The 13,775-nt window shown below is 70.7% G+C and carries 11 protein-coding genes; 4 read left to right on the top strand and 7 right to left on the bottom strand.

What is annotated here, in order from left to right; genetic code table 11:
• Positions 1-4: 4 nt before the first annotated feature.
• The 3 genes from QM517_RS13285 to QM517_RS13275 are packed head-to-tail and all read right to left on the bottom strand — an operon-like array spanning position 5 to position 2,184.
• Positions 5-1,303, bottom strand: coding sequence for a GNAT family N-acetyltransferase (locus QM517_RS13285; RefSeq protein ID WP_283287995.1), 1,299 nt, complete (start codon positions 1,301-1,303; stop codon positions 5-7).
• A 48-nt stretch (positions 1,304-1,351) separates the two neighbouring features.
• Positions 1,352-1,594 carry a zf-HC2 domain-containing protein gene (locus QM517_RS13280; RefSeq protein ID WP_077050394.1) on the bottom strand — a complete coding sequence of 81 codons (243 nt, stop codon included), beginning with the start codon at positions 1,592-1,594 and terminating at the stop codon, positions 1,352-1,354.
• Positions 1,591-2,184 carry a sigma-70 family RNA polymerase sigma factor gene (locus QM517_RS13275; RefSeq protein ID WP_077050395.1) on the bottom strand — a complete coding sequence of 198 codons (594 nt, stop codon included), beginning with the start codon at positions 2,182-2,184 and terminating at the stop codon, positions 1,591-1,593. Before QM517_RS13275 ends, QM517_RS13280 begins: the two co-directional genes overlap by 4 nt.
• 100 nt (positions 2,185-2,284) lie before the next feature.
• On the opposite strand from QM517_RS13275, the gene aroA reads away from it, so the two are divergent.
• From aroA to bcp, 3 genes are read left to right on the top strand one after another with little or no spacing between them, the layout of a single operon-like run.
• Entirely contained in the window at positions 2,285-3,628 is a 1,344-nt protein-coding gene (gene aroA, locus QM517_RS13270; protein WP_283287994.1) for a 3-phosphoshikimate 1-carboxyvinyltransferase, read from the top strand.
• A 3-nt stretch (positions 3,629-3,631) separates the two neighbouring features.
• Positions 3,632-4,696, top strand: coding sequence for a ribosome small subunit-dependent GTPase A (gene rsgA / locus QM517_RS13265; protein ID WP_077050397.1), 1,065 nt, complete (start codon positions 3,632-3,634; stop codon positions 4,694-4,696).
• Complete coding sequence (bcp, locus tag QM517_RS13260; RefSeq protein WP_077050398.1) at positions 4,693-5,166, top strand: thioredoxin-dependent thiol peroxidase; 474 nt, start codon at positions 4,693-4,695, stop codon at positions 5,164-5,166. Before rsgA ends, bcp begins: the two co-directional genes overlap by 4 nt.
• A gap of 26 nt (positions 5,167-5,192) precedes the next feature.
• On the opposite strand, the gene QM517_RS13255 is transcribed toward bcp, so the two are convergent.
• Positions 5,193-5,573: a histidine kinase gene (locus QM517_RS13255; protein WP_077050399.1), complete on the bottom strand. Its 381-nt coding sequence runs from the start codon at positions 5,571-5,573 to the stop codon at positions 5,193-5,195.
• A gap of 217 nt (positions 5,574-5,790) precedes the next feature.
• On the opposite strand from QM517_RS13255, the gene QM517_RS13250 reads away from it, so the two are divergent.
• Entirely contained in the window at positions 5,791-6,039 is a 249-nt protein-coding gene (locus QM517_RS13250; protein ID WP_013583608.1) for a WhiB family transcriptional regulator, read from the top strand.
• A gap of 168 nt (positions 6,040-6,207) precedes the next feature.
• Here the strand turns inward: QM517_RS13250 and QM517_RS13245 are convergent, their stop codons facing one another.
• The 3 genes from QM517_RS13245 to QM517_RS13235 form a co-directional block, all read right to left on the bottom strand.
• Complete coding sequence (locus QM517_RS13245) at positions 6,208-7,704, bottom strand: sensor histidine kinase (RefSeq protein WP_077050400.1); 1,497 nt, start codon at positions 7,702-7,704, stop codon at positions 6,208-6,210.
• A gap of 80 nt (positions 7,705-7,784) precedes the next feature.
• Positions 7,785-8,213: a hypothetical protein gene (locus tag QM517_RS13240; protein WP_283287984.1), complete on the bottom strand. Its 429-nt coding sequence runs from the start codon at positions 8,211-8,213 to the stop codon at positions 7,785-7,787.
• A gap of 46 nt (positions 8,214-8,259) precedes the next feature.
• Entirely contained in the window at positions 8,260-13,521 is a 5,262-nt protein-coding gene (locus tag QM517_RS13235; RefSeq protein WP_283287982.1) for an ExeM/NucH family extracellular endonuclease, read from the bottom strand.
• Positions 13,522-13,775: the final 254 nt, after the last annotated feature.

The raw sequence follows: 13,775 nt of genomic DNA, 5'->3' as shown, positions 1-13,775 counted from the left end.
GCACTCAGTACCAGATGTCCAGGAGCGGCGCCGCGGCCGGTGCGAACGCGCCGTCCACCGCGCCGAGGTGCGCGGCGTCCCCGTGCACGAGTCCCGCCGTGGCGAGCTCGGTCGCACGCACGCCCCCGAGGAGGAGAGACGCGAGGGAGCCCACCGGCATCCGCACGTCCGGTTCGGCGTCGCTGCGCTCGACGGTGGCCTCCCCCGAGCCGTCGACGCGGACGCGCCACGCGCCGTCGGCGAACCCGAGCGGGTCGCTCACACCGAGGACCAGGTCGAGCGGGCCGGAATAGCGACGGGATGCCAGTGCGCCCGGCACATCGAGGACCCGCAGCCAGTGGTGGTCGGTGAGCGTCGCGGTGACCGCGCGACGGTCGGAGACCATCCACTGCACCGGCGGCACCGCCGGCTGGAGCTCGGCGGTCACGCGGCCGACCAGGTCGTGTTCGAGGGCGAACCGCCAGAGCGCGGCGAGCGCTTCATCGCCGTCGGCGAAGAGCGCCCGGATCTGGAGCTCGTGCTCCGTGTACTCCTCGCGCTCGGCGATCGTGTAGACCAGGATGCCGCGCTCCACCCCCTCGGGATCGCGGTACGCCACGGCACGGACCTTCTTGGCATCCGGCGCCTCCGGGGTGAGGCCCGCGATGCCGCGCCAGCGCCCTTCCCAACCGGGGACGGCACCGGGGCGGCGCACCCGCATCCGCTCGTGCACGGCGGTGAGGCGCTCCGGCAGGCTCTCGCGCGGGACGAAGTCGAGACGGCCGGGGGCGACCGGACCCGTCCACCGCGCGCGACGCGTGTCGACGACCACGTGGGACGCCCAGGCGGCCGGGGAGAAGCCCCAGCGCCCGTAGATCGTGGCCTCGGTCACCGTGAGTCCCGCGAGCGCGTAGCCGGCGGCTGCCGCGGTCCGCAGCTCGCCCGTGAGCATCGCCGTCGCGATCCCGCGGCGACGATGGGTGGGGGCGACCGTGACGGCGCTGATCGACCAGATCGGGAGGGTGCGCTCCGGCGACACCGTCAGCTCGCTGATCCAGGAATCCACGGTCGCGACCGGGGCGTCCGGCTGCTCGCCGGCGCGGTCGAACACACCCGTCAGTCGTCGGGTCCGAAGCGCCGAACGCGAACTCTCGATCTGCTCGGGCGTCGGCTCCTCACCGAGGAACCCGCGCGCGACGGACGTCAGGAACGGAGGGAAACCGTCACCGTCCGGGTCGACGAGGACGTACTCGAGTCCGGTCCGGGCCAGCGCCGCCGAGGATTCGGCATCCAGAGGAAGTGTCGAGGTCTGCGATGGGGCCATGCCCCCAGCCTACGGACGGCGGGGCCTCCGGCGCCGGATGACGCGGGATCAGTGGGTGGCTTGCACCGAACGGAGGCGGGCCAGCACCTGATCGCGCAGCTCGTCGGGCGCCGTCTCCTTGCACGCCCGGGCCACGACCTCGGTCAGCGTGCGTGCCACGAGCGCTTCGTCCTGGCACCCGGGGCAGTTCTCGAGGTGCTCACGGATGTCGTTGTGCTCGGTCTTGCACACCTCGTTGCGGAGGTACTCCTCGAGGTCGCGTCGTGCCTGCTCGCAGCCGCAGTCGCTCATTTCTTCACTCCCGTCGCGGCCTGGATGCCGCGCTCCTTCGCGTAGTCCGACAGCAGGTCGCGCAGCAGCCGCCTGCCGCGGTGCAGACGGCTCATGACCGTGCCGATCGGTGTCTTCATGATGTCGGCGATCTCCTGGTAGGCGAAGCCCTCGACGTCGGCGAGGTACACCGCCATCCGGAAATCTTCGGGGATCGACTGCAGCGCGTCCTTGACGACGGACGCGGGCATGTGGTCGATCGCTTCGGCCTCGGCCGAGCGGGCGCTCGTGGCCGTGGTGGACTCGGCTCCGCCGAGCTGCCAGTCCTCGAGGTCGTCGATGGCGCTCTGGTACGGCTCGCGCTGCTTCTTGCGATACGTGTTGATGTACGTGTTCGTCAGGATGCGGTACAGCCACGCCTTGAGGTTGGTGCCCTGCGTGAACGACGACCAGGATCCGAAGGCCTTGACGAAGGTCTCCTGCACGAGGTCGGCCGCATCGGCCGGGTTGCGCGTCATACGCATCGCCGCCGCATAGAGCTGGTCCATGAAGGGCAGCGCCTGCTGTTCGAACTGCGCGCGAGGCTCCGTCGCATCTGCCGTGTCATCCATCGACGGCAAGTCTACGTCGAGGGTATGTTCGGGCCATCGCAGCGCCGGGCGCTCGAGAAGTGCGGTCACGTGTCGTCCCCTTTCAGTAGGGTAGAAACCGATGAGCGACCACGGGTATTCCCCCCTTTCCCCGACCGCCGCGCCGCGCGGAGAATGGGGTGCGCCCGTGGCGCGCACCGCGGTGGATGCCACGGTCACGGTGCCCGGGTCGAAGTCCCTCACCAACCGCGAACTGGTGCTCGCGGCCCTCGCCGACGGCCCGGGCGTGCTGCACGCCCCCCTGCACTCCGACGACTCCGCCCGCATGATCGACGCCCTGCGGACGCTCGGCGTCGGGATCGAGGAGGTCGACGAGGGGTCCCCGTTCGGCCCCGACCTGCGGGTCACCCCGCCGTCCTCGTTCACGGGCGCCGCGACGGTCGACTGCGGCCAGGCCGGCACCGTCATGCGGTTCGTGACGCCGGTGGCCGGACTCGCGCGCGGCGACGTCTTCGTCACGGCCCACGAGAGCGCGCTGCACCGCCCCATGGGCGCCATGGTCTCCGCCCTCCGCGAGGTGGGCGTCGACATCGACGACGGCGGCAGCTGGACCCTTCCCTTCACCGTCCGCGGACACGGGCACGTCCGCGGCGGCGAGGTCGAGATCGACGCCAGCCAGTCGAGCCAGTTCGTGTCCGGGCTGCTCCTGGCCGCTCCCCGTTTCGACGTCGGACTCCATCTGCGCCACGTCGGATCGCGGCTGCCGAGCATCCCTCACATCGACATGACGGTGGAGTCCCTCGCGCACCGCGGCGTCCACGTCGAACGCCCCGCGGTCGGCGAATGGATCGTGCCGGCCGGACCGATCCGCGCGAAGGACGTCGCGATCGAGCCCGACCTCTCCAACGCGGCGCCGTTCCTGGCCGCGGCCATGGTCACCGGGGGCTCCGTGTCCGTGACGGGGTGGCCCGCCCACAGCACCCAGCCGGGCGCGCTGCTCCCCGAGATCCTGAGCGAGATGGGCGCACACGTCAGCCGCCGCGGTGGCACGCTCACCGTGACGGCGGGCGACACCATCCTGGGCGCCGAACTCGACCTCTCGGCCGCCGGAGAACTGGCCCCGACGATCTTCGGCCTCGCGGCCTTCGCCGACGGCCCGACGACGCTCCACGGCATCGGGCACATCCGCGGGCACGAGACCGATCGGATCGCAGCCCTCGTCGGCAACCTGCGCGGGATCGGCGGCGAGGCGCACGAGCTCGAGGACGGCATCCGCATCGTGCCCGTCCCGCTCCACGGCGGCGGGTGGAAGGCGCACCACGACCACCGCATGGCCACCACCGGCGCCCTGATCGGTCTGCGCGTCCCCGGCGTCGTCATCGACGACATCGGCACGACCGCGAAGACCCTGCCGCAGTTCGCAGCACTCTGGCAGACGATGCTGGGCACGGATGCCACGGACTGACGCGTGAGCTGGCTCGACGACGCAGCCGATGACGACGACGACCTCGAATTCGACGAGTCGTCGGTCCGGGTCCGCCCGAACCCCAAGGCGAACCGACCGCGGACCAAACGCCGCCCCGCGCACGCCGACGCGCAGATCGCGCGCGTGCTGGGCGTGGACCGCGGACGCTACACGGTGCTCGTCGACGAGGACGGTCCCGACGAACGCCGCGTCCTCGCCACCCGCGCGCGCGAACTGCGCAAGCAGCCCATCGTCAACGGCGACCGCGCCCGGGTCGTCGGCGACCTCTCCGGCGACGACGGGACGCTTGCGCGCATCATCGGGATCGAGGAGCGCACGTCGTTGCTGCGCCGCAGCGCCGACGACACCGACCAGGTCGAGCGCGTCATCGTGGCCAACGCCGACCAGATGCTCATCGTCGTCGCCGCCGCCGACCCCGAGCCCCGCGAGCGCCTCGTCGACCGTTACCTCGTCGCGGCGCTGGATGCCGGCATCCGCCCGATGCTCGTCGTGACCAAGACCGACCTCGCCGACCCGAGCGAGTTCCTCTCGCACTTCGCCGGCGTCGACCTCCGGGTCTTCACGAGCGGCCACGAGGCGATGCCGCTCGACCGGATCGGCGAGGCGCTCGCCGGCCATTCGACCGTGTTCGTCGGCCACTCCGGCGTCGGCAAATCGACGCTCGTGAACGCCCTCACCGGCTCGGAGCGCGCCATCGGACACGTCAACGAGGTGACGGGGCGCGGGCGCCACACGTCGTCCTCGGCGGTGTCGCTGCGGTATCGGGGTCCCGCCGGATCCGGCTGGGTCATCGACACCCCCGGCGTCCGTTCGTTCGGGCTCGGGCACGTCGACCCCGCGAACGTGCTGGCGGCCTTCACCGACCTCGCCGAGATCGCCGAGGAATGCCCGCGCGGGTGCACGCACCTTCCCGACGCCCCCGACTGCGCGATCGTCGAGGCCGTGGCATCCGGTCGCCTGGGTCCGGGCGGTGCGGCCCGGCTGGACTCGCTGCAGCGGCTCCTCACGACGTTCCAGTCGATCGAGCGTTCTAGGCTGGAGGGGTGACGACCCTCGAAGCCGGCCAGGCCGCTCCCGATTTCACCCTGCTCGACCAGGACGAGCACCCCGTCTCGCTCAGCGACTTCCGCGGTCGCCGGGTGATCGTGTACTTCTATCCCGCGGCGCAGACGCCCGGGTGCACGACGCAGGCGTGCGACTTCCGCGACAGCCTCGCCTCGCTCCAGGGTGCGGGGTACACCGTCCTCGGCGTCTCGCGCGACACCCCCGAGAAGCTTCGGGCGTTCCGCGACAGCGACGGGCTGACGTTCCCGCTGCTGAGCGACCCCGACCACGCCGTGCACGAGGCGTACGGCGCGTGGGGCGAGAAGCAGAACTACGGCAAGACGATCACCGGCGTCCTGCGCTCGACCTTCGTGATCGACGAAGACGGCCGCGTCGTCGAGGCGCAGTACAACGTCAAGGCGACCGGTCACGTCGCGCGCCTGCGCAAGACGCTCGGTCTCGCGACCGCCTGATCCGGTCCGCGCGCCCGCGACGGCGCTCAGTCGTCGTCGCGGCGGCGCGGCGCGGACGCCCGCACGGCGAGGACGAGCAGGATCAGCCCCACGACGGCGGGCGCCGCGATGAGGAGGGCGATCCCGGGAGCCGCCCACTCCCCCGTCACCGCGCCGATCGCCACCGACAGGATCAGCAGCTGGGTGACGATGCCGCCCGATCGACCGGCGGAGACGTCCCGGGCGGTCGCGACGGCGAACGCTCCGATGATCGCCGCGCCGATCACGGTGAGCACGATGAGGGCGACCGAGCTGACGACCGAGTCGGTGTCCCCTCCGATGAGGGCGACGACCTGCCACCCGGCGAGCGCCAGCACGCCGATCGCCTCGAGCCCGACGACGAGCGCGGCCAGAAGACGAACCGGCATGACCCGCGATCCTTCCCGACGCATGTTTCCCCGGCGTTGCAACCTGGAAACCTGCCGGTTACCTCTTGATCGGCCGGAAGCGCTGTGGGACCATGGAAAAAGCCGTGTGCTCCCACAGCGAAGTGGGGCGAGCAATCGCTCGCGTATCCCACCAGGGTACCGGACCCGAACCCCGGTGCCCGCCAACGAATATTTTTCTGCAACAAGGAGCACCCCTATGGATTGGCGCGACAAAGCAGCCTGCCTGACCGTCGACCCCGAACTGTTCTTCCCCGTGGGCAACACCGGCCCCGCGGTCGACCAGATCGAGAAGGCCAAGTCGGTCTGCGCACGTTGCACCGTCACCGAGGTCTGCCTGCAGTACGCCCTCGAGTCCGGCCAGGATTCGGGCGTGTGGGGCGGCCTCTCCGAGGATGAGCGCCGCGCCCTCAAGCGCCGCGCCGCGCGCGCCCGCCGCGCGTCCTGACGCCGCAGCGACGTCGAGGAGCCCACCCCTTCCGGGGGGTGGGCTCCTTCCGTTTCCGGGCACAGGCGCGCGCTCCGCGATCCGCGCCGGCTCAGTGATCCGCGTCGGATCAACGCGCAGCCGCCGAGAATGGCTGAGGGTCCGCGGATCGCTGACGCTGCGCCGCGGTCAGGCGGTGACGCGGTCGATGTAGCGCAGCGGGATCTCGATCGTGACCTCGGTACCGCTGCCCATCAGGGTGTGCCAGTCGATGGTCCCGCCCAGTTCGCCCTGGATGAGCGTGCGCACGATCTGCGTGCCCAGGCCCCGGCCCACCTGTCCCTCGGGGAGGCCGACGCCGGTGTCGCGCACCCGCACCTCGAGCATCTCGTCGCCGCGTTCGGCGGCGATCTCCACGTCGCCCTCCTGACCCGCGAGCCCGTGCTCGACGGCGTTGGTGACGAGCTCGGTCAGCGCGAGCGCGAGCGGCGTGGCGTATTCGCTCGGAAGAGTGCCGAACCGCCCGGTGCTGCGGGTGCGCGCCCGGGTGTTGGGGGCGGCGGCGACCTCGGCGACGAGCTTCAGCACGCGCGCGAACACGTCGTCGAAGTCGACGTTCTGGGCCAGCCCCTCGGACAGCGTGTCGTGGACCACCGCGATCGCCGAGACGCGTCGCATGGCCTGGGTCAAGGCATCCCGGGCTTCGTCGGAGTGCGTGCGCCGCGCCTGGATGCGGAGGAGGGAGGCCACGGTCTGCAGGTTGTTCTTGACCCGGTGGTGAATCTCGCGGATCGTGGCGTCCTTGGTGATGAGCTCCTGCTCCTGGTGGCGGATCTCGGTGACGTCGCGGCTGAGCACGATCGCGCCGATGCGCGTCCCCCGGTCGCGGAGCGGGATGGTCCGCAGCGACACCTGCACACCGCGCGCCTCGATGTCCGCCCGCCACGGAGCGCGCCCCGTCACCACGATGGGCAGCGACTCGTCGACATCCTGACGCTTGGCGGGGAGGATGCGCTCGGTGACCTCGGCGAGAGACTCCCCCTCGAGCTCGTCGTCGAAGCCCATGCGGTTGAAGGCCGACAGCGCGTTCGGGCTCGCGAACGTCGTGATGCCGTCGACATCGAGACGGATGAGGCCGTCCGAGGCGCGCGGAGCGCCGCGGCGCGGGGAGGTCGGGGCCTTCAGGTCGGGGAATTCGCCCGAGGAGATCATGCCGAACAGGTCGTCGGCGCAGTCGTTGAAGGTGATCTGCTGGCGCGAGGGCGTGCGCGTCTCGCCCAGGTTGGTGTGGCGGGTGAGCACGCCCACCGTCGTCACGGCGTGGCCGTCGCGCGAGAGCTCGCGGACGATGGGCACCGCGCGCACGCGCGTCGGCGTCTCCTCGAACCAGTCGGGGGATGCCGAGTCGACGATGCGTCCGCTCTGGAACGCCTCGCGCACCTGCGTGCGCCACTGGGGCCGCACCCGGTCGCCGACGATGTCGCGGTAGAACAGGGTCGCCGCTCCCCCGGGACGCGTGTGCGCGACGGCGACGAACGAGTCGTCCGGGGTCGGCACCCAGATCACGATGTCGGCGAAGGCCAGGTCGGCGAGCAGCTGGCCGTCGCCGGCGAGCCGGTGCAACCACTCGACGTCGGCCTCGCTGGAGCGGCCCTGGGCGTAGACGAGTTCGCTGAGTGTCGACACCCTCTCACCCTACGGGCACCGAGTCCGTCGGGAACGCCGTCGCCCCGGGTGCATGCACCCGGGGCGACAGCGTTCGGATCTCAGGCCCGCGTCACGCCCACCACGTAGCTGACCTGCGAGGAGCGGTACGCGACGGCGCCGGTGGTCGTGCCGAAGGCACGCACCAGCACGATCGCGTTGGCCACCCCGCCGGTGATCGGCACGCTGGCGATCGTCGAGGTGACGAAGCCGTCCGCGTCGGGATCGAATTCGAGCACGGCGTTGTCGGTGAGGCTCACCGTGACGACCGTGCCGTCGGCCAGCGGCTTGCCTCCTTCCGCGACGTCGATCGACAGCGGGAAGGAGTCACCCGCTTCGACGTCGGAGATGTCGTAGGCACTGGCCGAGAGAGCTCCGGACGCGGACGCCGCGGGGGCGGCGACCGCGACCGCGATCACCGGAACGCTCCACGCGGCGGCCCTGGTGAACGAACGTCGCGTGACGCCGTGTGCAGGAGTGAGGTTGTCCATGATCAGCTGTTCCGTTCTGAGAGAGAGTCGATACCGGTGACGACGGTCATCGCGTCGCCGTGTAGGGCAGCTCGACGGTGTTCGACCCCGAGGCGCCGGTGATCTCGACCGTCGCCGAACCCGCGGGGAGCGAGGTCAGCGCCGTCTTGAAGACGGCCTCGGTCGAGGCTCCGGGAGCCAGCGTCGCGACGGTCTTCGAGCCGTAGACGGTCTTGATCTTGATGGCGACGGTCTCGGTCGCGGTGTTCGTGACGCGGACCGTGAGGCGCGCCTTGCCGCTGACGATGCTCGTCGTGGCCGTACCGTCGATCGTCAGCGCGGGCGCCTTGGCCACCACCGTGATCGCGGGGTGCGACACCTTGGTGGCGAGCGGAGCGCTGGCCGTGACCTTCACCGCACCCGCCGCTGAGGTCGTCACCGACGGTGCGGTGGCGAGGCCCAGTGCGTCGGAGACGACACGCACGCTCGTCTTGCCACCGGCGAAGGTGGCGGGACCCGAGACCTTGAACGTGACCGCGACCCCCGACAGGGCGGAACCGCTCGCATCCGCGACGGACACCGAGCCCGGCGCGACGGAGTCGCCCACGGTGACGGTGCGAGCCGTGCCACGCGCGGTCAGGACCGGTGCCTGCGTGGTGTCGACCGACGCCAGCGACGTCGAAGCGACCGTCGAGACGTTGCCGGCCTTGTCGGTGGCGCGGGCCTCGACCGTGTGCGCCTTGTCGTCGAGCACCAGGGCGGTGGAGTAGGCCGTCCAGGCACCCCCGTCCAGGCGGTATTCGACCGAGGCGACACCCGCACCGGCGTCGGTCGCCGAGACGGTGACGGTGCGGCCGCTCACCGAGAGGCTGACGCGGGGAGCGTCGTGATCGACCGCGACAGTCACCGGGATGCGCACGACCGTGCCGCTCGGCTGCGCCCGCACGACGATCTCACTGGCGGCCACGGCATCCGTGGGCACCGTCAGGGAGAGGCTCGCCGAACCGCCCGACACCGTCACCGGCGCGAACGACGCCGAGCTGCCGGTCCACTCGACCGACGCCGTGGTGTTGGCGGGGCTGCCGAGCGACGTCAGGTCGAGACCCGAGACCGTGAGCGCGAGCGAGGAGGTGGCCGTGACGGGCGTCGAGGGGACGCCCGTGACCTGGGCCGACCGTCGGGCGAAGTCGGGCGCGAGGCCCGGGTTCGCCTTCAGGTAGTCGATCCAGGCGTCGCGGTCGATCAGACCCGAGTCCTTCGTGCCCGTGCCCTGCGTGAAGACGCGGAAGTTGTCGCCGCCCTGCACGAGGAAGCTGAACGAACCGATCCGGTACGACGCGGTGGGGTCGATCGCGACGCCGTCGACCGTGATCGAGGTGATCCGGTCACCGGCCGCGCGGCTCGCGTCGAACGTGTACGCGACGTTCTTCGACAGGCCGAGCTTGAGGAACGGACGCGACGGCACTGTGCCGTCGGCGTTGGTCTGCCACTGCTGCTCGAGAAGAGTCTTGAACTGCGCGCCCGTGAGCGAGGTCGTCCAGAGGTTGTTCACGAAGGGCAGGACAGCGTTCGCCTCGGAGTAGGACACGACACCGTCGGGGGCGTAGAACAGCTCGGCGCGCAGGCCGCCCGGGTTCACGACACCGATCTGCGCCCCACCGCGGTCCGCTGCGCCGAGGCTGGTCACGAGCGAGTCCGCGACGAGGTTGCCGAGGGTCGACTCCTTCGAGCGGTCGTCGCGCGACCCACCGGTGTACACGCCGTTGGTGTAGGAGCCACCCGCGTACGCCGTGGTGATGTCCTTGGTCACCGACCCGACCGGCTGGTTGCCGATCTGAGCTGCGGCGGCCAGGGCGGCATCCGTGATGCTCTTGACCTGCGCGACGCGGGGGTAGGTGGCGACCAGGGTGTTCGTCGCGGTCTTGGTGCGAGCGACGTTGGCGCCCGTGTAGGACAGCACGTCACCGCTGGTGTCGGAGACCGTCAGGACGACGTTGCCGATGTTCTCGCCGTAGTTGCCCGTCTGGATGACGGGGCGCGTGCGGCCGTCGGTGGCGCCGGGGACGGGGGCGTCCCACGCGTAGGTCTTGTGCGTGTGACCGGTGAAGATCGCGTCGACCTTCGCCGAGGTCTGCGTCACGATCTTGGCGAACGGTCCGCCCGCGGCGATCTCCTGAGCGAGCGTCGCGCCGTCGGGAGTTCCGGCACCCGCGCCCTCGTGGTAGGCCGCGACGATGACATCCGCTTCACCGTTGGCGGGGTCGCCGTCGGTGAGCTGGGCGGCCACGCGGTTGGTCGCCTCGACGGGGTCGCCGAAGTCCACGCCGCTCACACCGCCGGGCGAGACGAGCGCCGGGGTCTCCTGCGTGACGGTGCCGATGACGCCGACCCGCAGTCCCGCCACCGTGGTGATGGCGTACTCGGGCAGGGCAGGGGTCGTCGTGCCCTTGCGGTACACGTTGGCGCCGAGGTAGGCGAACTTCGCGTTGGGGCCGGTGCCGACCACGCGGTTCACGAGGTCGTCGAAGCCCTTGTCGAGCTCGTGGTTTCCGATGGCCGACGCCTTCAGGTCGAGCGCGTTGAGCACGTCGATCGTGGGCTGGTCGTTCTGCGACGCCGACGCGAACGGCGAGGCGCCGATGTTGTCACCGCTGGAGAGGAACAGCGTGTTGGCCTCCCCGTACTGCGCGCGCAGCTGCTCGATCGTTCCCGCGAACTGCGGGGTGTTGGCGTCGATACGACCGTGGAAGTCGTTGATGTCGACCAGGTTCACCGTCGCCGTGGGGGTGAGGTCCACGCCGACGAGCACCGGGTCGTGGTCGCTGGAGCGGAACGCCGAGGTGTCGTAGAAGTTGGTCGCGTTGTAGTTGTAACGGCTGTACTCCAGGGCGATGGACTCGCCGGAGTTGATGTTCCAGATGTCGGCACCGCGCACGCGCTGGTCCGCGGCGGACGACGCGAAGACGTGGTCGAGCGAGCCGCTCTGACCGCTGAACGAGTACGAGTACTTGCCCGACTTGGAACCCTGGTCGATGTAACCCGCGTCGGTGAGGACCTTGATCGGGTCCTCCTTCGAGTAGGCGTTGAAGTCGCCCATGAGGAACACCCGGTCGGTTCCCCACTCGCTCTTCAGCCCGTTCGCGAACGACACCAGGTCGCCGGCCTGGGCGACGCGCGACGCGTTCGAGGCGCCCTGCCCGTCACCCTGATCGGCGTTGGCGCCGGTGCCCGATCCCTTCGACTTGAAGTGGTTGGCGATCGCGATGAACGTGGAGTCGTCGCCCTTGCCCACGAGGCCGAACTTCTGGGCCAGCGGGCGGCGGGCGTTGTCGAAGGCCGAACCGGTCGTCAGGATGCGCGAGTCGCCCTCGGTGCGCACGGTCGCCTTCTTGTAGATGAAGGCGGTGCGGATGACGTCCTCGGACGCCGGCAGGGTCGACGGGGATGCCACGAAGGCCCACACGTCACTACCGGCAGCGGTGTTCAGCGCAGCGGTGAGGGTGCTGAGCGCGGAGTCGCGGTTCTTGCCGAAGACGGCCGAGTTCTCGATCTCCTCGAGGCTCACGACGTCCGCGCCCAGGGTGGTGATCGCCGTGACGATCTTGTCCTGCTGACGCTGGAGGCTCGTGGCGTTGGCGGCACCGCGGGCGTCGCAGCCGGTGTTGACCGTGATGGGGGTGCCGGCGCGGTCGGTGTAGAAGGAGCAGCCGGTGAGGGTGTCACCGGTCGTGGTGAAGTAGTTCAGGACGTTGAACGTCGCGACCTTGATGTCGCCGCCGACGGCGGCGGGCGCCGCCTGACGGACGTTCGAGAACGTGGCGGGCGAGACCTGTGCGTCGTTGTCCGCGGTCAGCTGCGCGGTGGGCTGGAGCTTCCAGGTGTTGTTGCGGTAGTCCAGCACGACGGGGCGCGTGAAGGTGGCCGCGGCGCCGACGGAGACCGTGGTCGTGGTCAGGTACGGCAGCGGGATGGCCTTGTTGGTGGCGCTGCCGAGGAAGTTGATCGAGGCGCCGTCGTCGAGCGTGATCCCGCGCGCGGCGTTGTCGGCGACCGCGGCGGTGTACTCGGCCGTGCCGGGGCGCGCGATCTCGGTCGGGGTGATCAGCGGAGTGGTGCCGGTGGCCAGTCCGATCTCGGCGTACTGGTTGGTCGAGTAGGTGTTGCTGACCGTGTACGCACCCTGCGGGGCGATCAGCATGCCCTCCAGCGACTCGCGCTGAGCGGCGTCACGCGGAACCGCGACGGTCGCGGGGGCGATGCTGCCGGTCCCCACCTTCGTCACGCCGCCCGAGGCCACGGTGAGCTGGGTCAGGCCGAAGTACTCGCCGACGGTTCCGGTGACCTGGACGACGTCGCCGACGGCCACCTGGCCGACGGTGCTGGGCGAGTAGACGAACAGGCCATCCGACGCGGTGTGGGAGGCGAAGTCGATCGCGCCGCCGGTGTTCTCGGTCTGCACGTAGTAGCCGGCGAAGCCCCCCGAGGGGTACGCGGCGGTGACCACACCGCGCGTGGTGGCGGTCTGGCCGTTCAGGGGCGACGCGTCGCCGGTTCCCTGGATCGCCGCGATGGCCGTGACGGATGCCGCGGGCGTCGTCGGCGACGGGCTCGGCGAGGCCGTGGGCGAGGTGGTCGGCGAGGTCGTCGGCGACGGGGAGGGCGACGGCGACGACGACGCGGAGTTCTGCGGCGTGATGGAGGCCGGGTGCGTGAAGTCGGTGCGGTTGTCGTCGGTGTCGGAGAAGCCCGTCCGTGCCAGCGAGTTCGGGGTGTCGTTCCCCCCGGTGACCGGCACCACACGGCCCTCGTAGGTGTTCGATGCGCCGTACCCGAGCAGGTCGGCGATGTTCTGGTTGCCCGTGACACTGCCGGTCGGCGAAGTGATCGCGCTCGTGGTCTTGGCCAGGATGAGCGTGCCCGTCGTGCCCGACGGCGTCACCTTGCCGGCAAGGTCGAGGTCGGGGGTCGGAAGCGCCGCGCCGGTCGAGCCGTTGCCGTTGAGCTGCACGAGGAAGTACGAGTGGGCCTTGATCGTCCCGCTGAGGGCGCCGACGCCGTTGGAGGCGCTCGTGCCGGTCGCCGACCGGTACTGCAGCGACCACGTGGACAGGTCGACGTCGGTGCCGCCCTGGTTGTACAGCTCGACGAACTTCTTCGAGTACGGGGCGTTCGCGCTCCCGCCCTTCAGGTACGCCTCGTTGATGATCACGCCGGTGCCGGCGGTGTCGGCCTGCGCCGGCGCGACCGCCGCGAGAGGGATCAGGGCGCCGACGATCACGGCGGCGAGGGCGCTGGACAGCGCCGACATGGACAACGGGCGCGCAGACATACGGATCTCCTTGGTAGACATGAGGAATCACCTGGGAACGTACGCATCCCCCGCCACTTCCCGCGGAGCGCGAGGTTAGCGAGGGGGAAACGGAGCGGCTCACGTCGATGTCCTCGCCGGCGCGTCGTCCCCCTCGGGCGCGACCACGCGACACGGGGGTCTGCGGGTGAAGAAGGCGGGTGAACCGCCCACCCCGGCAACTCGGGGGACATGATGATCGCCCGCTCTAGGCACCGTCACCCCCTGACCGGTTC

This window comes from Microbacterium sp. IEGM 1404 (assembly GCF_030056775.1).
GTDB lineage: Bacteria > Actinomycetota > Actinomycetes > Actinomycetales > Microbacteriaceae > Microbacterium.
Note: the sequence above shows the minus strand (reverse complement) of the source record. Positions and strands in the feature narration are given on the sequence as shown.

Excerpts from the sequence above, each read along its gene's own strand:
- QM517_RS13235 (WP_283287982.1), bottom strand. The coding sequence starts at position 13,521 with ATGTCTGCGCGCCCGTTGTCCATGTCGGCGCTGTCCAGCGCCCTCGCC.
- aroA (WP_283287994.1), top strand. The coding sequence starts at position 2,285 with ATGAGCGACCACGGGTATTCCCCCCTTTCCCCGACCGCCGCGCCGCGC.
- QM517_RS13240 (WP_283287984.1), bottom strand. The coding sequence starts at position 8,213 with ATGGACAACCTCACTCCTGCACACGGCGTCACGCGACGTTCGTTCACC.
- QM517_RS13255 (WP_077050399.1), bottom strand. The coding sequence starts at position 5,573 with ATGCCGGTTCGTCTTCTGGCCGCGCTCGTCGTCGGGCTCGAGGCGATC.
- QM517_RS13280 (WP_077050394.1), bottom strand. The coding sequence starts at position 1,594 with ATGAGCGACTGCGGCTGCGAGCAGGCACGACGCGACCTCGAGGAGTAC.
- QM517_RS13285 (WP_283287995.1), bottom strand. The coding sequence starts at position 1,303 with ATGGCCCCATCGCAGACCTCGACACTTCCTCTGGATGCCGAATCCTCG.
- QM517_RS13275 (WP_077050395.1), bottom strand. The coding sequence starts at position 2,184 with ATGGATGACACGGCAGATGCGACGGAGCCTCGCGCGCAGTTCGAACAG.
- QM517_RS13250 (WP_013583608.1), top strand. The coding sequence starts at position 5,791 with ATGGATTGGCGCGACAAAGCAGCCTGCCTGACCGTCGACCCCGAACTG.